Consider the following 18,808-nt stretch of genomic DNA (forward strand, 5'->3'; position numbering starts at 1 on the left):
CACGCTTGCGCGTCAGCGGTTTCCAAGGTCGTCGCCGACATCGAAAAGAGAGAAATGTCATAACGAAAAACCAGCAAAAACAGCCCCACCCCGCTCAAAAGCAGAGCAGGGCATAGGGGCAAACTAAGCGGCTGTCTCAGCCGTATCCGGGGTGAAATTGGCGACCAGAAAGTCCACTAAAATCTGCGCAATCAGCAGTTTATGGATTGACTCTTTTATCGATTCAATTTCATGGATCTGAGTGGCAAAACGCTGTGTATTGCAATCCAGAAAAGCATCTGACTCGATGGCAAAATCCAGAGCAAGTAAACACAGCGTGACAATATCGGACTGACTTCCCTTGGCCAACATCTCTGCCACAGCGGGCAGCGACGACACGTTGACGGTATCAGCATGAGAAACAAGAGTCATGGCTTTCTTTAACCTCAGAAAAAATGGACAAACGACCCCATGCGCAAGGGCTTTTCCCTTGCGTGGGGGTGAAACTGTTGAATTGAAAAAACAGGCAGGCCAAATGGCCCTATTTCTTAGCTAGTGTCGTGTTGCATTGGCTGTTCTTGATTAAGATAGAGTGGTCACGTTTTGATACGCGCCGATGGCCCAAGGCTAGTGGGTCGTCAGCGCATTTCCGTTACGCGCAATCAGGAAAGCTGACCTTGCCGTCCATAAGACGCAGAGGTGGTACCTGCTTGAGTTCAACGGGGTCTATTTCTAAACGTAGTAACTCACGCCACAATTCGAGCTTCAAGCGCTCTACGCGCGATAGTTTTTCATCCTCCGCCATGAGCAAATACCAAAGCTCTCTGGATTGCTCCCAGAGCTGTTTGGTATTGCCCTTACCATCACAGGTGAGAGTCTGATAAATATCAAACTGGCGCTTTTGTTCCTCATCTAGCGAGCTCATCAGCATGACCTGTCTGACCTGGAACGCCAATCGGGGGGATATTTCCTCCTCAATTTCACAATTGGGCTGTCCAACCGAAATCGGCAGTACCGCAATAACGTGGTTGGGTTTACTTGGGTGCGGCTGAAAGCCTGACCAGTCATCCATACGTGCGTCTAATTGCCTGGTGACATAGCTCTGCACAATAGGGCCGTGCTGTGCCTCGACTGCAAGCATCAGCGTGGCTTTGAGGTTTGGGCAAAGCTGATCAATTACGTTGTTTGAGTTCATGATCTTTTGCGAAAGAGAATGAGTGTTGCTTGAACTGCATCGGTTCGGGTGAGCACCAATGCTCGTTTCGTGACCATTCTAGAGAACGCTCAAACCCTTGGCTAGCAAGGATAAGAAGGATTTGTTTCTCGTTGTTTCTAGAAACAACGAGAAACAACGAGAAATTTTATAAAAACGTCTAAAAGCTTTGTCAGTACAGTACTAGAGGTTTTAGTCACAGATTTTTGTAAAGTTTTATGAAATAGGTTGGGGTGTATTAACTCCTAACGGCAATGAGGCCCCTGTGAACGATGATCAAAACCCGCAAAAACCTTTTGACCCCAATGTTTTAGTGTTCAAACAACATAGAAAAGCCAGTGAAGTGTTGAACCAGCATTACGGCGAGGACCCGGCTGTGATTGCGGCGCAATACTTTACGACTGCGAATGACAGAACCTATCTGCGTGGGTTGATGTATCGGCAAGCTGACCGCTTATATTGGGAAGGACGCTCGCAGGGCGATATTCAATCTAAGCCTGACATCTTTCTAGCTAGAGAATCTTGGATAGCGGGACTTAAAGAGTCATCACTTGGGCAAGCCTTACAAGCACGTTTGGATTCAGAAGGGATTATCATCAGGCCCTTTGAAGAAGGGCGTAGGCTCTACAAGCAGTTAAGCAACGAAGAATTTTATAAACAGGCGATCCAGTTCGTGTACTGTATGGCCACGGTCACAACCGAATACCTCCAACAGTTGGACTATGAAAAGTGGTTTGAGGATCACTCAAAGACCCATCCAGAGATTTATAAACGTCAGCAGAAACAGGGCTACCTTCAGTGCGATATATATCAGGGGAATCCACGTTGTGACCTGCCCCCAAATTATCTAGCGGCCTTACAAGCAGAGCAGCAATTACAAGCGCTGCTGGCGGAGCGCTGACCAAAGCCAAAGTCTCGGTTACACTGGTGGCCATGGTGTAGTTACCTTCATGCTTCCATGCCAATCCCCCCACTGTTGACTCAAAAAGTCAAACTAAAAGAACAGTATAGGAATGAAAAATCCTCAAATTCTTATCAGCAAATACTTGCGCGTGATTTTGGCAAGGGAGCGCAAACGAGAGTAATCGAAAAAATAGCAGAGAAATACGGAAAGCAAACAGGCAATAATACGACGAACTTAAATAAATTTCTTCGTGGCACTGAACCCAGTCTTTATCAATATGCCCGGCGTTTTTGCGAAGCCATCTGGCCGAATTGGGATGAAAATCGCTGGGATGATTGGTTAGACCCTATTGAGGATGTTCCTACCAAGCGAAACTCAAAAAAAGTTTTAGAAGCTGAAGCTGTAACCAGCTGGAAATCTAAGCAACCTAGAAAGTTTGAAGGACGTGAGTACGTTTTTACGGCCTTCGAAAATTATAGAAAAGAAAATACAAAAGGATGCTTTATTCTAGTCGGCGATCCCGGCGAGGGTAAATCAGCTATTGTCGCGGAGCTAATTAGACAAAATAAAGAAAAAGAAAATCGCAATTTCTTATATCACTTCAATCAACGCGGGGGCTATAGAACAGCGACGGAATTTCTAGAAAATATCTCTAATCAATTAGTAAGTCGGTTCTCCATCAGTGAAGGAACTAAGCAAAAGAAGTCATATCAAAATGGTATTTATTTTGAGAAAGTTCTCACAGAAGCTGCCCAACAGCTACAAGGCCAGCAGCTGATTATTGCCATCGATGCTCTTGATGAGGTGGACCTAGCATCACAGCAGGATGACAGAGCAAACGTCCTTTATTTGCCAGAACGTATACCAGAAGGCGTCTTCTTTTTTCTGACTAAGCGCAGAGAAGCAGCGCTACAGGGACGTTTAAATTTCGGTCCTGATCAGAAGATATTTGATTTTCTCGATTACGGCAAAGACACAGAGATTGGTCGTACAATCACGAACGATATTCGTCAGTATATTGAACAATACTTGGACTCTGAAACTTATCCAGAATATGCTCAAAAAATCCAGGACTGGCTGTCGAAAACCTCTAATAAACAAGATAAATTTATCACAACGTTGATGGCGCGCAGTCAGCGGAACTTTATGTATCTGTATAACGTTATTCCTCAGTTTGTTCCTGGTGGTATTTATCAAGATCTAGAAAAACCAGACGAATTGCCTTTAGGTCTGATGGAATACTATCGAGACCATTGGCAACGCATGGGTATGACCAGACCGGATCGCTCGGAAGTAGAAGTCCATATCATTTATCTACTCACAGAATCCTACAGTTGGATACCGGCGAGTATCATCGCCAAGTATGCCAGTATCAGTGTTGGCGAGCGTGTAAGTCAGATCAGGGTGGTGGATCATTTCAAACGGTGGATGCAATTTCTGCATTCATTCTTAGTTGAAGGAGAAAAATGTTACTTGATTTACCATGAGAGCTTTAACGACTTTCTCCATCAAGAAGACACTATTCAAGCGTCAAAGGCGGATATTTCTTGTGTGAAGAGAAATTATCGGTCAGCATTGTATGGCTTCTTGCTCAACGCCAGTGATGATCCCGACGACGATGACGATGGTGATGATTATTAAAGCTGGCATGTGATCGAGAGACTTTCCCTATTCTGTACATAATTGTCCCTCCTTTCTCTAATCCACTGTGAAAAACAATCTTGTTGAAGAATGGCTAGATCAGTGTACGCCAGCCGGTATAATATGCACTTTGCGTGAGTCGGTTAAGAAGGCAGCTGAAGATGGTGATAGACGCACTGTCAGAAAGATGCTCAGCAGCTATATGTTTGTGTCCGCGAAACTTAACACGACGGGACCTCAAAAACTTGAGTTTCAAGATTTAATAAATGACTACGAGCTAGCGAAGCCCTTGTTCACCAAGGATAATATTGCCCGTATCCAAACGGCTTTACAGTTGTCTGCTGATATTTTGAAGGATGACCCTAGCCAGCTTGCAACGCAGCTTTGGGCACAATTGTGTGGACATCCTTCAAGGACAATTCAAAAGCTTCTGAATAGCGCTGTCAAGGCGCAAGATACCTGGCTACAACCCATCACACCCAGTCGGGCTATCAACACAGGCAACGGTTTGTATGCAGATCATGCAACCTTGGTTAGAAAGTCAGAAACTATTATCGCGCTTGCACTCACCCCAGATTCAAAAAAAGTTATTGCTGCCAATGCACAAGGCTACCTTAGCGCCTGGAATGTAGAAACTGGCAATAAACTATTTGATTTTGGTGAGGCAGAAAACGTTTCCTGTTCTCATAGCGGCAGCATTCTTTCGCTTGGAATACTTGCTGATGAAGATTATGTCATGTCCGTTTGTGATCAAAGTGAGGTGTGTTTCTGGGATATTGGTACCGGAAGACGAGTCTTGCACAGAATATTACCTGACAGGCCGATAGCCTTTTCAATATCTGCAGATGGTTGTTTTGCTGTTATTGGTACCAGTGAAGTCATTAAAGGTTTCAAGATCGTTAAGACTGGTTTACCGCATGAACCATTTAAGTTTTTAGTGGGTAGACATCAGCATATACCTTATCGAGGCAAGGGCTGGGGTGATCTGAGGTCATTAGCGATCAACTCAGGTGGCACACTTATACAGGCAAATTTCACAGAAACTTCCGTAGCATTTGCTTTCAACAGTCAGGGTGAAATTCACCCTTATTTTAATCATGGGCTAGGCCAGAACTCTCAATTTTTGTTTGGGAAACAGATCCTTATTTTTGGTGGGACTAATTTTATTAGTATTCAAAGTATGAAGTCTTCAAGAGAAGAGCCATTTGTTCTTCACTACGCAGACTTGGCATTAATGAGCCCTTTACTGTATTGTATCGGGCTGAGCCCACAAGACTCCTATTTGGCTGTTGGTCGTCCACAAGGTCAGATAGAAATCCATGAGATTAATACTCAACAAAAGCTGCACGCTTTCAATGGCCATAGTGACCCAATTAAGGCAATTGCCATTTCATCCGATGGCCGCCATTGTATTTCTGCATCTGATCAGAACTTCAGATTCTGGCGATTAGAGCCTGGTCAGTCTTTAGAAATCGATATTTCTTATACAAAAGGTCGTATCACCTGTGTTGATGTTTCACCTGATGCTAAGTATGGCCTTGCTGCCAGCCGGGAAGAAATTACCATTTGGTCCTTTGAAGAAGGCCAGCTGCCACAAAAATATGCTGTAATTCCCGCCTTTAATATGGGGAAAGCCTACTTTAATCAATCAGCAACAAAAGTCATTTGGCAAGGGAGTGCCCCTGGCTATAGCATGTCAGCGTTCCACCTCTGGGATATAGAGACTAAACAGAACGATTCACCCGTACCAGTGAATGAACAAGACATCATTTATGATTTTGTCATAACTGGTGATGGCAAAAGTATTATTACCTACGTCGAAGGTCGGTCAGACCAGCAGATCGTAATTCGCGATATAACGTCTCAACATAACGGCTTTCGGTTGTTTCAAGGGCCACATAACATCTCAACATGCACCCCTTATTTTGGAGAAAAAATCAAGGGAATTTCAGCTATTCCCAATAGTCCTAATTTCTTCACCTGGACTTTGGGAGGAAAAGAAATCCGGTATTGGACGCTGAATAACAAAAGGATTACATATCAAATTCTTAACCCACAAACAACGTCACACCGGTATACCGTATTATCAGCGTCATCGTATAAACAGTCACTGATAGCGGCACGGATCGAAGAAGATCAGTCCAATACAGTAGAAATTTGGGAGTACGATAGTCACCATCAGAGCTATGAACAACGATACCTATTTAATAGTAACCATCAACCAGCGTTTCATAAGGATATGGTGAAAGGCGTTTCATTATCGTCAGATGGTCAGATGCTGATTACCTCTTCTAGTGATTGTACAGTTTGTGTGTGGGATACTCGAACAAAAGAATTGCTTGCTAAGTTTGTAGGTGATCAGAGCTTTGAGACTTGCTTTCTATCATCAGATGATAGAACGATTTTCGTAGGAGATTATGCAGGAGCCAAGCATCTACTGCGTCTCAACCGTGATCGCACACTGTGAGTCAGACTGTATGCACTACCAGCTTGAAAAATGGCTGTCTCGCACCCGGACAATATCAGACCGCTATTACACAGCAGAGGTGAACCAGACTATTTTCGGTGACTGGCAGTGCGAGCGCCGGTGGGGCAGCCTAATTAGGCTTCTTCTATCCATGCCTTTGCGACCGCCCTGATGACACTTACATAAGCATTATTTTCTAGAACTTCATCAATTGCCGCAATACCTCCTGCTTGTAGAGATTTTACTATTTTCTGCCTAAGAATTGCTGGAGCTTGCTCATTGACGTATTCTATCTTTTCTTCTTCAGAAGCACTGGGAGAACTTTGTTCTAGTTGTTTAATAAGATCCTGTATTTCTCTTGCAGATTCAACAATTGTCTTTTCTTGATTTTGATTGTAATACACTGTTTGTTCTGAATTTTGATCCCCATAAATATTGTCTGTGATGTTTCCGACTGGTCCGTCAATGTTAATAACCTTGCTTGAATCCGTACTTGACATGATTTCTTTTAATTCTTTAACTACGTTTAAGACGAACTCTAGCGGTGGTAAATCACTGTAGCTCTCTGGCTCAGAATTGGCCGCGCGCTCTTTTTCTACAGATTCATAAACTCGTTGAAATTTCTGCTCTATTGATGCTTTATCAGTTCTTGAAGGCACACGGATACTAATAATGACATCATCACCTATGCTCTTAATCTGCTGAAATGATTCTGGCCGTATTTCTGGATTACTTTGTACAACTTCCCTTAACGCTATATCAAGAGCCTGCTGATTATCACTTTTTCGAATACGAAATTGAACTGTTTCAACATCTTTTCCGTATTTTTCCTTGAATTCACCAGATTTGAATATTTCCGGATATGGTGGCTCACGACGTCTTCCGGCCATATTGCCTGGCAACTTTTCTTTAAAAACGTATTCACAAATTACGTCATCTAGAATTGTTGTTTCGTCAATCTTCCATCCTTCTATACACGCACCGGTTAAGCAAGCTTCTGTTAAGTTTGCCCCTACTAATCTAGCTTGATTGAAATTCGCTTCATTTAAATTACATCCTTTCAACTTTGCATAATTTAAGTTAGTCTCGACAAAGAGAGCATTCTTTAGAGAAGCATTTTCCAGGTTCACACCCTCTAAATTTAATTTACTGAAGTCTCTTTCCTTGACTCGCTCTCCTCTGATGATCTTTCGAATTTCAGGATTTTGAAGATAACAATTTTCATGGAGCACGAAGTTGAGAGATCTGGAACCTCTCCAGTTCGTTCTTCGAAGCTGTGCACCTTTGAAATTGGCACCTCTAACTTGGGCTGAAACAAAGTTAGCATCGGTAAGATCGGCACTTATAAAAAGAGTCCCACTGCGAGCTGCAAACTCCATGTATGTATCCCAAAGCCAATCAAATTTTTTATCTCCGTAAATTGCTGATTTTGCAAACCAACTACCAAAAGGCGCACCAATCAACGCACCCAGAATAGCTGTAAACCATCTATCTTGAGTTGACTCGCCTAGAGTTGGGACGATAGCTTTCAAGGCAGGAAAAAGTGCAGCGAGACCCTTGTCAAAACCAAGTGTTGAGCCATAAGCAATTAGAAGCAAGTTGATTATTAAGAAAATAAGCAGGGGTAAAGTTGTAGAAAGAGTGCTTGTAATGTCACCTTTAAAGCCATCTTTAGCTATACCTATAAATGCCCCTACTAGAACAACTACGATCATCGCAGTTCCGATTTGTACAAGAAATATAGAAACCGCACTAAGATTAAAGTTGATTAATAATGTTCTAAGAAAAGCTGTAAAAATAAAAGCATATATCCCAACTAAAAATTGTTCTGTGAATGATGGCTTTTTGCGAGGTGCACGTAAAAAGTACGTTGAGAATGTAGTAATAATTGCTGTAGGGAATGCTGAAAAAATGGATATAAGGAATGTGATAACGATGATGAGAATGCGTCCAACATTACTCAAACCTGTCTCTGCATAGGAAAAATTAGCACGGGTAAGAACAGCATCAGAAAAATCAGTTCCTTCGATATGAGTATGGCTAAAATCAACTTCTGGCAAGCTCCCATCTAGATCAACTGATGCATTTGTGAAGTTTGCCCCTTTGAGATTCGCCCCTTTAAATTTGGCTCCTCCAATCTCGGCACCACTAAAATCAGCATTTCTAAGATTGGCTTTTTGAAATTTTGCCCCGCGAAGTTTAGCACCACTAAAATTGGCATTCTCTAAATTCTGGCCAAGTTTACCCCCGCCAAAGGTTTCGCCATCAAGATTTTCACCAGAGTAATTTCTTCTACGAGCCATAGTGAATAGTAGATGCGTTTTATTTTCTTAAAAGCCAGTATTGTAACCATGTAACTACAATTTAATATGTTTTTGTTCATAAGAATGATCAAAATTAAGAAAGAATGCTTATTATCTAAGTCTACAAAAAGTTTGTTAGTTGATTACCTACGGATGACATCAGTTAGATATGCGCTTTTTCGTAAATAATTTCCTGGAATTATCGAATCAGCCTTACATCTACTGGTAAATCCAACTCTGCCCATTTTTTGTCGGCTGTCAGGACTGGCATTTTCTTGCTGATACCTAAGGCAAGGCATGCCCGGTCACCAAGAGATAGTCCCTGGCGTTTTGTCTCACGACTCAGATAACCAGTGAGAAAAGAAGTCTCTTTATTGAGAGGAACGATACCATCCATAAACGGGGCTAAAATCTCCCATAAAACGGCCTTAGACGATATTGTTCTAGCGAAATAAGCAACAGCTTCGGCAAAGTTTACAGTGAGGCTGAAGCCCTCATGAACATATGGTCTGACGATTTCATGGCCTGGTTCTTCTTTGATAAGAGCAATAATGGCAGAACTATCGAAAACAACAGACACGCTTAAATACTCTGATCGTTCTCTTGTTCTCGAATGGCCTCTTCACCACGCCACTTCAGAAAATCCTCAACCGAGCATTCATCCCAGGCATTGTGCTGTTTTAACAAGGTACGCGCACGTTCTAGTTGCTGCTCAAGGGTTATGAGTTTTAACTCTCCTCCCTCTTGTCGAAACGTAACAGTATCCCCTTCTTGTATACCAAGCTCTTTGCGGAATTGAATAGGAATAGTGACTCGGCCACCTGCGTATATTTCTGCATTAATATCCATTTCTATGTATTTAGCAGAATAACAAAAGAATGTATATTCTTCTTTTTATGAGAGGTTGTCCGAAAAACGACCGTTTTTTGGAGTCGCTGACAACAGTTATGTAGCAAACCGCATTTTAAGGCTTTGCTGTGGATTGCATTGTCTAAAAACTTATCTGATAATCTATGTCTGAAAAAGGTCAGTAATTAATGAGTTTTTTGACATGTTAATCGGGTATGAGCGCGTTTCAACACCGGAGCAATCATTAGAGCCGCAACATGACAAGTTGAGAGAGGCTGGCTGTGAACAAATATTCAGCGATATTGTGAGCGGAGCCAAAGCGGCCCGACCTGGTTTGGATGAAGCGCTTAGCTATATCCGTGAGGGCGACGTGTTGGTGGTGGTGAAACTCGACCGACTTGGCCGGACGCTCAAACACCTTATTGAAACGGTCGAGGGTTTGAATACACGCGGTATCGGCTTCAAAAGTCTGGCTGACGGCATTGACACTACCACGTCCGCCGGCAAGCTGATGTTTCACATCATTGGTGCGATCGCAGAGTTTGAGAGAGACTTAATCAGAGAGAGAACTCAGGCCGGTCTAAAAGCCGCCCGTGCAAGGGGGCGATTAGGTGGACGACCCACAAAAGTCACCCCGCAAATGATCAGGCAGATCGAGGCTATGTTGCACGACGATACCATCACAGTTGGTGAGGCATGTACAACGGTGGGTATCAGCAAAGCCAGTTATTACAAGCATCGTCAAAATGTAGAAGGCTTATAGATCAATGAGTAGTGGATACACGAAAGTTATAGCTATTTTTTATACAAATACTACAGCACTCGCGACTTATTGTAAGTCAAAGAAATAAAATCTAAGATAAAAAGGTATTTTAGCCAAAGCAACAAAGAATGAGCTGGAAAAACTGGGGTGATCACCCTGTTGTTGTTACCATCGGAGTAGTGTCAGCCTTATGCGCCATTGTAGGAGGCGCATATGCTTTTTACACAGGCACCTCAACGGAGCCATACGAGCCTATTGAGAATTCCGTGTTTAATACGGCAGACGACTCGCAAATAACCGATAGCCAGATTCGCGGTAGCAGTGAGACCAATGGTGATGGCAATATTACTGGCGATGGAAACGTGACCGGCGAGGGCAATATCATCCAAAGTGACTCTCCAGGCGGTGTTATTAACTCAACCCAGGGGGACAATAGCCCCAATGTCAACAATGCTCAGGGGGATGTGACTATCACTTACGGAGCCAAGAAAAACATCGCTAAGTTTGAGGGTAAAATTGTCGACATTAGTACTCAAGAAGATACTGGATTCAGCACATTCCTTTACGATAACGATAATGAGGTTGTCTTTATCGACGGTTATATCGATTGGCTAGCGGTAGATAATGATGACAGCGATACAATGGTAAGTGTCTGTTTGTTTGATGATCCTACTTGTAGTGCTGATGGGGCTTCATTTCAAGTTGGCCATCGTTGCCCTGAGGATGTTCCAACTTCGCTACCTTGTTCTGGTATCTACTACCACCTTGATCTGAGTGCTGATGACACTGGTCGATTTACGTATGTGCAGGGTGCCTATTACTTAAGAGGATACTGGTCAGTGAGGAGTAATCCCGGCTTACGACAGGGAATTATGAGCATCAGCTTACTTCCCGTCGAGGTAGAAGACGCGATCTAATACGTTTCTAAGGTCCATGAAGCGAAGCTGTCATGCAACTTATCCTCGTTGGGGTTTCCTGCATATCTCCAGCATTGAGAAATACAAAATGGCCTATGGCCCCGACTCGTGCCCGTCTTGCGGGTTGAATGCCTGGGCCAAACCGTTTGTCAGGCTGATGTGCGCGGAATGTCTGAAGGTCATGGAAGCAGAGGACCAGTTGCCATAGCCGCTACATCCTCACAGCCCCTTGCCTGTGGAATCCATGCCATAGGTCATACTGCATGACGAGCCTCGGCGGATGCGATCGCACACCTGGCAACGTAGTCATTGTTGTTTCCTTAGAAATTTAGTAAGTTAGTGGGCAAAGACAGACACCGTTATGGATATTTCGCTCACACCACAATCAGAAGCTTTTCTGCAGCAGGCCATGGGTGCTGGCAAGTCTGCCGATGATGTCATCAATGAGGCTATTGCCTTACTACAGCATACCCGTGAGCAAGAGGCTAGCTGGTTACAGACAGAGCTGAGAAGGGGTGAAAACAGCGGCCCCCCCCTACCCTACACATCGACTTTATTGGATGAGCTAGAAGATCAAGCCCTGGCTGACCTAGCAACAGGAAACACAACAGTTGATCCCAGTGTCTGGCCCGTCGAGAGAGCTTAAGCTTCTGCCGAGAGCGGCAGAGGATATTAAGGACATTTTGAAGTACACGCAAAATGTCTGGGGCGAAGCCCAACGGCGTAAATACAAGCAAGCGATTGATAACTGTCTGTTACAGATTAAGGCTGATCCATCCCCTCGAAGCAGGACTGAAACAGCCATTCCTGGTTACTATCGCCGTCATCTTGGTAAAGGGTGTAAACATTATGTATTTTACAAGCTGACGAATACTGAGATTCTTGTTGTCAGATTGCTGTATGACAGAATGGATTTTGGTCAGCACCTTTAATCCCTCTTTGGATAAGCCGATCGCGCTCTAACCTCAGTTCTGTCTCAGCTGTACCAATGCTATGGCCTTGGTGGAAGCTGTAAAAGTTCTGCTACCTTCGGCAGTAAGAACCCTTCTGCATCCGCCATCAGACCAAGCAAACCAGCACCTCGGACCATAAGGTGCAAAAACTTTGTGAGTACGGAAGTCTTTCTCTCTTCTGGGGTTAACCCACTCAATTTTAAGAGTGTGCCGCCGATATTGGCTTCAATCACACGCCGTAGACCGGTGCTGCCGCTGATGGAGTAGTACTGAATAGCAGAACAAACCTCATCCAACCGAATAAATAGGAAGTTCTTAATGTCATCATCTAAGTCGCTTTGCCTGATGTCTTCCAGAAGCTCCTTTGCACTGGTGAGCAGGTCATTCAATTGATCCTGGCTCAATTTTGTAAGCCGCGTTTCTCGATCAATGGCATTTGCTGTCATTTCAAGCAAATCCATCAACGACTGATCCTTCAGACCACTAGAAAAAATCTTCCACTGATCATTCAAGAAATTTTTACTGTAGAGCAGTGATCGAATGCGAATCAACGTTCGCATGTGAGGGTTAGAATTCACTGAATGTAAGCCTTTTACAGCATCCAGAGAACTTCTCAGAAGGCCAAAAAGCTCATCGGTACAAGATATTAGGCTTTCATTATCATCAACAGAAACTTCAAAAACCTTTGCCCATATGAGTTTGCTTGCAGCCGTAGGCTGTCCATTGCCAGCCTCGAAAGCCTTGATCAGTAAACTATGCAAACGTCGAACGGGGTTGTCGTATGCCATTGGTGACAACAAAGAGGAACATCTGCCCCAGTTTAACCAATGAGCCAAAAATCGGCTGTATGTATTAGCCAGCCTTAATTTAACGCCCTGGCCTAGTTGCTGGTTCGAACTATCTAAGAGGGCCTTGCCCCCTCGCGCCGACAAGAAAAATAGACCCGACCCGTGTTGCTGCGCTGCCCGCACCAGTCGGGCGATTTTTCTGTGTCGTTACTACCCCCCACCCTTCGCCAGGGAGGCAGAGGAGCAGGCGGGGCCTGCCCCTGATTAATACAGGGGTGTATCAGATGACTTGGTATGTACCTGGGGTTGTTGTTCTTTTATATGCTCTGCAACGCTACGGACCATTGCTGCTGACCCTGTCCCAGTTTTATCAACGGTAGCTGCGGCTGCCAACACCGTTTCCCTGATCGACTGAATTGGTCGTTCAACAGGTTGCGGTTCAGAAGAAGGATTATGTTTCATGTCACCAGTGTCGTCTCTGAAGAAAGAGTTTACGGGGCTTCTTAATAGTCTCTGCCGGAGCCGCAGTCCAGGTAGTGTGTTTAGTGATTGGCTAGAGATTGCCGCAATCACATTGCATCAACTGCCCTATCATAGCGGCGATTTTCTAAAAACAGATGCCGCTTTTGTTGATTTGGAAGCAAAGTATATGGAGCGTATCAAAGGCTATAGTCGAGAGGAGCTGAGCGGCTTCAGTAAGATGCTTGGCTGTACAATGATGGCGCATCAACAGAGCTTTAGTGATTTTCTGGGTGAGATAGCCTCTGAAGCAGAGCTGCTAAACACCAGCAAGTCTGGTGGACAGTTTTTCACGCCTTATCCCATCTGTCGAATGATGGCGAAAATGACCTTGGAAAATGCCCGTGACATCTACGAGGAAAAAGGCCTCATCACTCTCTGTGAACCGGCCAGCGGCGGCGGTGCGATGGTGATTGCCTGTGCGGAAGAGCTGATGGACCAGGGACTAGACCCGCGCTCTTGCTTACAGGTGGATTGCACTGATGTCAGCCGGGATGCGTTCAATATGACTTACATTCAGATGGCAGCACTTGATCTGCAAGCTGTCGTCCGTCATGGCAACACCCTCAGTATGGAAATGTGGGAGAGCCGTCCTACACCGCAGCTGCGGTACTTCGATCAGTGGCTCAAAGAACAACAATTCTGGCACCGGCTAGAGGAGTTACGTGACCTGATCGTTAATCCCGATGCCTTTTTTGTCAAGGCTGAAGGCGAAGCAGATGGCGTTGATCAACAACCAGCACCAACTAAACCTGTAACATCATCAGAATCAGCTGAGGTCAGTGCAGATCAACCCTCTTTGTTTGACTTAGAAACGATGGATACCTTTGCCGCTCCCAGCCATGGAGAACGTCAGCGGTCTACCAAGCGACAAGCAGATGTTGCGCTGCCGTTAGAACGGCAGATGGACTTGTTTGCTAATGAGGGCAATGAGTCTTGATGAGAGACCAGCGGAAGCATGTGAGCAGAAAGTGACGCTCAAAAATCCCTGGGGTATGATGACGATATTCCCTTGTCCTACTCCCTATGGACCCTTCGGCGCTGATTCAGATCCTTTCCGAAATCGCTTCCGACCTAACGGTTGGAGCCGGTTCAGCGGCGGCGGCTTGGGGACTTCAAGAGCTGGCTAAGAAACGCCAATGTAGGAACAGACCATTGACGGCAACTACGGGATTTCAGCAATTGATCAAAAAAAAAACTATTTGATGGGTATTTATTACTAATGTTGTTTTAGTAATCTCTAATATTCAGGCGACACATAGCTTTTGCATTTATTCGTAACCAAATAAAAAATCTAAACCACATCTACATTGCTCGATCCGAATCTGCTTCCCGCAACCAACAACACAGTTGCACAAGCCGCTCCTTTCCAAGATCTGGAGGGAAGCATCGCGTCCCACCATTCCACGGTTGCAAGCCTCTTGGTAGGCGTTGATATTCCGGCACATGGCCTGCTTTTGCTCAAGCGATAAGGTTAATCGCTCGCCTTCACCCAGTGACCGGGGGGCTTTGAAATTGGCTATTTCTTCAGCAACATCTTGGAGCGCGAATTGCTCATCATCGTCGCTGGTCTCATCCGCTTCCATACTCTCCCTCTCGCCGACGCAACTGCGCCCTTGCCTCAGCGACCAGGATTGGGTCATCGGACGCCAGCCACTCCTTCAAGTTGGCGATATGCGCCGCTTCTACCTCCTCTTGATAGGTGTCTACCTGCGCCGTTTGTGTCGCCGCCTGACTGGTGCGACCGGCTTCTATAGAGCGATGAATCTCCAACCACAGTTGTTGCGGTACAGGGCTGTTGCTGTCCTGCTGTTTTTTACGACCTAAGCTGTTATTTTTACCTGTTTCAAAACTGCCAAAACCCTTGTCCTCAGGTTTTTTACTATCTCTTACACAATAAGCTTGTGCAGACTGTGACGGTGCCTCAAGCGCCGTCACCTGCCCTTGAGAGGTTGGGGGGTCTGGGGGGTGTTCATCACCCACCGATGGTGTCGATAACCGTTGGTCCGTTGTAGGTATAAACCGGGGGTGCCATAAGCTTTTGTGTTCGTCCTTGTAGAGGGTCGAGCCGCCGATCCCCTGCTCTAGCAACAAATCAAAACGTTCGCTGATACTATCCGGCCAGGTGTCGTTATCGATAAATGCCTGCACAGCATTGCTGATTCTCTCCCTAGCGGCTTGCTGCTGTCGTTCGTTCCAGCTTGGCCCCTCTGGTTTAGGAGGCTCCTTTGACACACTGTTATGGCCGTAGGGGAAATAGTCGCTGCTATTCTCGATGGAGCGCGCCCAGGCTGCAATCCGTTTGTCTATATCCTCCTTATGCCCGCACCAAAGTTCATACCCCGGCAGGCTAAGAACAGTTTGTTTGATATGGGCTTCCAATGCCTTACCTTGTAGGGGGGCCGGTGCATCCAGCAAATGGCCAAAGATGTAAGACCGCATTGTTATTCGTCCTAAAAGTCGATTTGTTTGCTTCCGACCCGTCCAGCCGACAGCAATCTCAGCATTTAAGTCGTTCAGAAACTTCTCTGCTTTGCTGGAAACATTGTAGGTGCGTCGTTTGGCTTGGCTGATGATGGCGGCCAGCTGCGGCAGGTTGATGTCGTTGTGCTCGGTTGCCGTGGACCAGGCCTCTATAAACCGATGACGACAGCCACTGACCGGCTCTAGATCCTCATTCAGTAAATACCCGCCCTGCTGCAATGGCAGGCGATGCCCGTTGTAGAGGGTTTGTTCACCGGGGTTATAAGACTTGGCATTGGGGAACACTTCCAACCACCCCGGCAGCACCTTAAACCCCTTGTTCTCAACCAGGGTGGTGATCGCTAAACCCACCTGCCATGATGGCAGCGATATTTCAAAGGGGAAATATATGTGGAGACCGCCGCTGTCTGAACTTGTGACGGTAAGATGCTGCACCAGGCCCAGCTCTTCTAAAGTTTCTGATAACCGCGTAATCGCCAGGGCATCCCGACGTGGATGGTACGGCGATCCCCGATCAATATCAATCAGGGCATAGTTCGTCGTCTGCCCGAACCGAACACCATATAGATAACTGCCTTGTTGCAGTAGTCGGTCAGAAAGAGGATGTCTGGATTCGGTCTGCCACTGTGGCTTGCTGCCAGGGTCGGGGTGTGCGGAAAACAGATAATCGAAGCGATGCGGCCACAACCCCAGGAAACGATCGTTTTCTTCCTGGATATATGTGGAACGCAGCGAAGCATATGTAGCTGCTGTCATTTGTGCTGATGGGGGTAGAAGGACACACCCACCGGCAGAACGCTATGTCAGCCCTTTTGCTGTGCTGATTTTAGAAGCAACAAATCTTTGCAGCGTTGCCGCCCCAAAAATTGCCAGCAAAATCCATGAGCTGTGCTAGGATAATCGCAAGCTCTTTGAGAGCGTCTTAAATTTGGTTGCTCAACCGTATTTAAGGGACGTTCTGTTCAGTGGATAATTGAATATTTAGAAAAACCTTCAAACTTGCCGGTTCGGGAGGTTTTTTTAATGCTGTTTTTTATTCCATAGGCAGTACATTTGTCCTCCGAACAACAGTGATGGCTTATCATACCGTTTCAGTGTGGGCTTTGATCGACCGTCGCAAAAATCGTTAAGGTGCGGATTGCCGCCCTTTCATGGACTTCTTGCCTGTAACTCTGCCAGGCCCCCCTCAACAACATCCTTCACACACTCACAAATAAAGAGGAACTTCTTTTCGTACTCGGCGTTAAGTGGATACGTCTCTGTATGCTCCATCAGAGCCGCAATCATCAGCATCTGAAAGGGAAACCTGCGGTCGGTCACGTCATATTCGATCTCGTACAACGTATCGATGAAGTGGTGAATCAAAGCAGGGCTGGCCTCTTCCGCTAACAGTTTGAGCGGGTCATGGCCGAATATAGAAGGTAAATCACTCATGGCGGTTTCCTCGCTGTTGTTGACTGTCTCTTTTGGCCCGTCGTCTTGATGCTGTCCCATAACGCCCCCTATACAGGGGATTTAAGAAGTTCGCGCAGTGATGGACCCCATAAATAGCTGTTGTTCTTTGCGCCTCCGTGTCACCAGCCCCGGTGCTACCTCTGGCGTGGTTTGTCCGTGCGGTATCCAATGCACCCACTTGCTAAACTCCTCCCCGGCCTGTTGGTGATTCCCAGCATTCAAATGACGCAACAGTTTAGAGCTCGCTAGCCCACCGGTGTTGTATTGAAAGCTGACCAGTGCCGCGTTCTGGTCAGGAGACAATGGCACCGTTACTAACTCCCTTACCTGCACCTCAGCGGCGGCTAGATAGGCTGATAATCGTTGTTCTGCCTCATGCTCAGAGATGGTTTCGCCAGGGTACGACGGCGTACCATAGCCAATGCTCCAGCGGGCGCGCCCGTCTGCTGTAGTGCCGTCAGGGTATGCTTCCAGATGTAACCCTTCCAATTGTTTGACCAAAGTTAGGGCCTCTGGTGATTTCGTGCTGGATTGCAGGGCTGTCGGTTGATTACCCTGTTTCCAGAAAGCAAACGCCTTTTCTAAAATCGGTCGTGTCGCCTCACGGTTCCAACGCTCACCGTTGGCTGGGTCGATGACGGCATGGATATGGTCTCCTGTGGAGTTACCCGTTGAGCCCTGTAGTCCTAATGACTGCCCTAGTTTCACTGGGTCACCGGCCGCCACATCGCTCTCGTGTAAATGCGCCATAAACCAGCGATCGCCGTTCTGACAATCGAGCCAGATGTAATTTCCGGCCCGTTCATAGAATCCGGCTTTATCCACGATCCCAGGGCAAGGGCTAGGAATAGCCACACGTGTGCTGTCACTGGTCGGATTTACAAGGGTGAAGTCCCACGCTCCTGGTGGCGATTCATCCAACAAATGTGGTGTTGCAATATCTAGCGGTTCAAAAGCGACAGCGTTTGACCGCAGGCCCGCATCTGATTGACCCAATTCAGGAATCAACCAGCCAATACCGGGAATTTGACTCAACTCATCAAGGCGGCCCTCTAGCATCTTGACTGCCCAATCAAAGGCGGCATAGCCAGCAACGCCCACCAACAGAAACAACACCACAACAAATTGCACCAGGGCTTCGATTAGGCTGCGTTGCTGTGCATAACGCTCTGTATTCAGCCAATCGCGCCGTCGTTGTAGCTCGTTTTGCTCACGTATGGCGTCCGTCAGTGCCGTGAGCGCCAGAGTCGCTGTTATGCCCTCACGGCCGTCAATTGAGGGAACGTGCTTATCCAGCACATATCCAGCGACAGGATTGCGTGATACCTGTCGCCTACCCTGCTTCGCGAGCCGCTGAGCAATCTGCCATTGCCAAGATAAATCTGATTTAGAATCCTTCGTATTCTGTGGCTTTGCTTGGGGATTCGCTTTCGACGATTTCATTAGCTGCGTCCCATCTTAGGTTGACATCGTTCAGCAAAGTGTCGGTCTTTTCTGGAAAGAGAATTTTTGAGCAAAGCATAATGACCAGCGCCATCATGATGCAGGTCAATCCATCAACAATGACCTTCAC

20 protein-coding genes are annotated in these 18,808 nt (G+C 46.1%); 8 read left to right on the forward strand and 12 right to left on the reverse strand.

The features are described 5' to 3' along the window. Positions 1-123: 123 nt before the first annotated feature. Entirely contained in the window at positions 124-411 is a 288-nt protein-coding gene (locus tag N836_RS48960) for a hypothetical protein (protein ID WP_023072071.1), read from the reverse strand. Between the two features lie 220 nt (positions 412-631). Next, complete coding sequence (locus N836_RS48965) at positions 632-1,174, reverse strand: hypothetical protein (protein WP_023072073.1); 543 nt, start codon at positions 1,172-1,174, stop codon at positions 632-634. Positions 1,175-1,457: 283 nt separating this feature from the next. Here N836_RS48965 and N836_RS48970 point away from each other — a divergent pair, with 283 nt between their 5' ends. The 3 genes from N836_RS48970 (at position 1,458) to N836_RS48980 (ending at position 6,204) form a co-directional block, all read left to right on the forward strand. Next, entirely contained in the window at positions 1,458-2,093 is a 636-nt protein-coding gene (locus N836_RS48970; RefSeq protein ID WP_023072074.1) for a hypothetical protein, read from the forward strand. A 57-nt stretch (positions 2,094-2,150) separates the two neighbouring features. Continuing rightward, positions 2,151-3,737 (forward strand): NACHT domain-containing protein, encoded by a 1,587-nt coding sequence (locus N836_RS48975; RefSeq protein ID WP_023072075.1) that lies wholly within the window; start codon positions 2,151-2,153, stop codon positions 3,735-3,737. Positions 3,738-3,804: 67 nt separating this feature from the next. After that, positions 3,805-6,204: a WD40 repeat domain-containing protein gene (locus tag N836_RS48980; RefSeq protein ID WP_152532106.1), complete on the forward strand. Its 2,400-nt coding sequence runs from the start codon at positions 3,805-3,807 to the stop codon at positions 6,202-6,204. Positions 6,205-6,338: 134 nt separating this feature from the next. Here the strand turns inward: N836_RS48980 and N836_RS48985 are convergent, their stop codons facing one another. The 3 genes from N836_RS48985 to N836_RS48995 form a co-directional block, all read right to left on the reverse strand. After that, positions 6,339-8,507 (reverse strand): pentapeptide repeat-containing protein, encoded by a 2,169-nt coding sequence (locus tag N836_RS48985; RefSeq protein WP_023072077.1) that lies wholly within the window; start codon positions 8,505-8,507, stop codon positions 6,339-6,341. 199 nt (positions 8,508-8,706) lie between these two features. After that, positions 8,707-9,087: a type II toxin-antitoxin system VapC family toxin gene (locus tag N836_RS48990; RefSeq protein WP_023072078.1), complete on the reverse strand. Its 381-nt coding sequence runs from the start codon at positions 9,085-9,087 to the stop codon at positions 8,707-8,709. Positions 9,088-9,089: 2 nt separating this feature from the next. Continuing rightward, the gene (locus N836_RS48995; protein ID WP_023072079.1) at positions 9,090-9,356 is read right to left on the reverse strand and encodes an AbrB/MazE/SpoVT family DNA-binding domain-containing protein; all 267 of its coding nucleotides are present in this window, start codon (positions 9,354-9,356) and stop codon (positions 9,090-9,092) included. 202 nt (positions 9,357-9,558) lie between these two features. Here N836_RS48995 and N836_RS49000 point away from each other — a divergent pair, with 202 nt between their 5' ends. The 4 genes from N836_RS49000 (at position 9,559) to N836_RS78180 (ending at position 11,968) form a co-directional block, all read left to right on the forward strand. Continuing rightward, on the forward strand, positions 9,559-10,119 hold the full coding sequence (locus tag N836_RS49000) for a recombinase family protein (protein ID WP_023072080.1): 561 nt from the start codon (positions 9,559-9,561) through the stop codon (positions 10,117-10,119). Positions 10,120-10,247: 128 nt separating this feature from the next. Next, a complete protein-coding gene (locus N836_RS49005) occupies positions 10,248-11,036 on the forward strand; it encodes a hypothetical protein (protein ID WP_023072081.1) in 789 nt (262 codons plus the stop codon). Between the two features lie 361 nt (positions 11,037-11,397). After that, positions 11,398-11,682 (forward strand): ribbon-helix-helix domain-containing protein, encoded by a 285-nt coding sequence (locus N836_RS49010; protein WP_023072082.1) that lies wholly within the window; start codon positions 11,398-11,400, stop codon positions 11,680-11,682. After that, positions 11,657-11,968: a type II toxin-antitoxin system RelE/ParE family toxin gene (locus N836_RS78180; protein WP_071789037.1), complete on the forward strand. Its 312-nt coding sequence runs from the start codon at positions 11,657-11,659 to the stop codon at positions 11,966-11,968. The genes N836_RS49010 and N836_RS78180 overlap by 26 nt, the downstream gene beginning before the upstream one ends. A gap of 59 nt (positions 11,969-12,027) precedes the next feature. Here the strand turns inward: N836_RS78180 and N836_RS49020 are convergent, their stop codons facing one another. Continuing rightward, a complete protein-coding gene (locus N836_RS49020; RefSeq protein WP_023072084.1) occupies positions 12,028-12,777 on the reverse strand; it encodes a hypothetical protein in 750 nt (249 codons plus the stop codon). Between the two features lie 264 nt (positions 12,778-13,041). Next, on the reverse strand, positions 13,042-13,239 hold the full coding sequence (locus N836_RS49025; protein ID WP_023072085.1) for a hypothetical protein: 198 nt from the start codon (positions 13,237-13,239) through the stop codon (positions 13,042-13,044). On the opposite strand from N836_RS49025, the gene N836_RS73140 reads away from it, so the two are divergent. Then, positions 13,238-14,236 (forward strand): N-6 DNA methylase, encoded by a 999-nt coding sequence (locus tag N836_RS73140; protein WP_023072086.1) that lies wholly within the window; start codon positions 13,238-13,240, stop codon positions 14,234-14,236. The genes N836_RS49025 and N836_RS73140 overlap by 2 nt on opposite strands. Before the next feature lie 331 nt (positions 14,237-14,567). On the opposite strand, the gene N836_RS49035 is transcribed toward N836_RS73140, so the two are convergent. The 5 genes from N836_RS49035 to N836_RS76435 form a co-directional block, all read right to left on the reverse strand. Continuing rightward, positions 14,568-14,882, reverse strand: coding sequence for a hypothetical protein (locus N836_RS49035; protein WP_023072088.1), 315 nt, complete (start codon positions 14,880-14,882; stop codon positions 14,568-14,570). Further along, a complete protein-coding gene (locus N836_RS49040; RefSeq protein ID WP_023072089.1) occupies positions 14,869-16,536 on the reverse strand; it encodes a replication-related protein in 1,668 nt (555 codons plus the stop codon). Before N836_RS49040 ends, N836_RS49035 begins: the two co-directional genes overlap by 14 nt. Positions 16,537-16,929: 393 nt before the next feature. Further along, complete coding sequence (locus tag N836_RS49045; RefSeq protein ID WP_023072090.1) at positions 16,930-17,274, reverse strand: hypothetical protein; 345 nt, start codon at positions 17,272-17,274, stop codon at positions 16,930-16,932. Positions 17,275-17,295: 21 nt separating this feature from the next. Further along, positions 17,296-18,678, reverse strand: a complete 1,383-nt coding sequence (locus tag N836_RS75265) for a glycoside hydrolase family protein (RefSeq protein ID WP_023072091.1) — start codon at positions 18,676-18,678, stop codon at positions 17,296-17,298. Beyond that, entirely contained in the window at positions 18,623-18,808 is a 186-nt protein-coding gene (locus N836_RS76435; protein WP_161634955.1) for a hypothetical protein, read from the reverse strand. The genes N836_RS75265 and N836_RS76435 overlap by 56 nt, the downstream gene beginning before the upstream one ends.

Source organism: Leptolyngbya sp. Heron Island J (assembly GCF_000482245.1).
Classification (GTDB): Bacteria; Cyanobacteriota; Cyanobacteriia; order Phormidesmidales; family Phormidesmidaceae; genus Leptothoe.

What these genes read in the sequence shown, in the direction of transcription:
- N836_RS49010 (WP_023072082.1), top strand. Translation starts at nt 11,398, where the DNA reads ATGGATATTTCGCTCACACCACAATCAGAAGCTTTTCTGCAGCAGGCC.
- N836_RS49000 (WP_023072080.1), top strand. Translation starts at nt 9,559, where the DNA reads ATGTTAATCGGGTATGAGCGCGTTTCAACACCGGAGCAATCATTAGAG.
- N836_RS73140 (WP_023072086.1), top strand. Translation starts at nt 13,238, where the DNA reads ATGTCACCAGTGTCGTCTCTGAAGAAAGAGTTTACGGGGCTTCTTAAT.
- N836_RS48960 (WP_023072071.1), bottom strand. Translation starts at nt 411, where the DNA reads ATGACTCTTGTTTCTCATGCTGATACCGTCAACGTGTCGTCGCTGCCC.
- N836_RS48985 (WP_023072077.1), bottom strand. Translation starts at nt 8,507, where the DNA reads ATGGCTCGTAGAAGAAATTACTCTGGTGAAAATCTTGATGGCGAAACC.
- N836_RS49020 (WP_023072084.1), bottom strand. Translation starts at nt 12,777, where the DNA reads ATGGCATACGACAACCCCGTTCGACGTTTGCATAGTTTACTGATCAAG.
- N836_RS49035 (WP_023072088.1), bottom strand. Translation starts at nt 14,882, where the DNA reads ATGGAAGCGGATGAGACCAGCGACGATGATGAGCAATTCGCGCTCCAA.
- N836_RS49045 (WP_023072090.1), bottom strand. Translation starts at nt 17,274, where the DNA reads ATGGGACAGCATCAAGACGACGGGCCAAAAGAGACAGTCAACAACAGC.
- N836_RS48965 (WP_023072073.1), bottom strand. Translation starts at nt 1,174, where the DNA reads ATGAACTCAAACAACGTAATTGATCAGCTTTGCCCAAACCTCAAAGCC.
- N836_RS48995 (WP_023072079.1), bottom strand. Translation starts at nt 9,356, where the DNA reads ATGGATATTAATGCAGAAATATACGCAGGTGGCCGAGTCACTATTCCT.
- N836_RS75265 (WP_023072091.1), bottom strand. Translation starts at nt 18,678, where the DNA reads ATGAAATCGTCGAAAGCGAATCCCCAAGCAAAGCCACAGAATACGAAG.
- N836_RS49025 (WP_023072085.1), bottom strand. Translation starts at nt 13,239, where the DNA reads ATGAAACATAATCCTTCTTCTGAACCGCAACCTGTTGAACGACCAATT.
- N836_RS49005 (WP_023072081.1), top strand. Translation starts at nt 10,248, where the DNA reads ATGAGCTGGAAAAACTGGGGTGATCACCCTGTTGTTGTTACCATCGGA.
- N836_RS48975 (WP_023072075.1), top strand. Translation starts at nt 2,151, where the DNA reads ATGCCAATCCCCCCACTGTTGACTCAAAAAGTCAAACTAAAAGAACAG.
- N836_RS49040 (WP_023072089.1), bottom strand. Translation starts at nt 16,536, where the DNA reads ATGACAGCAGCTACATATGCTTCGCTGCGTTCCACATATATCCAGGAA.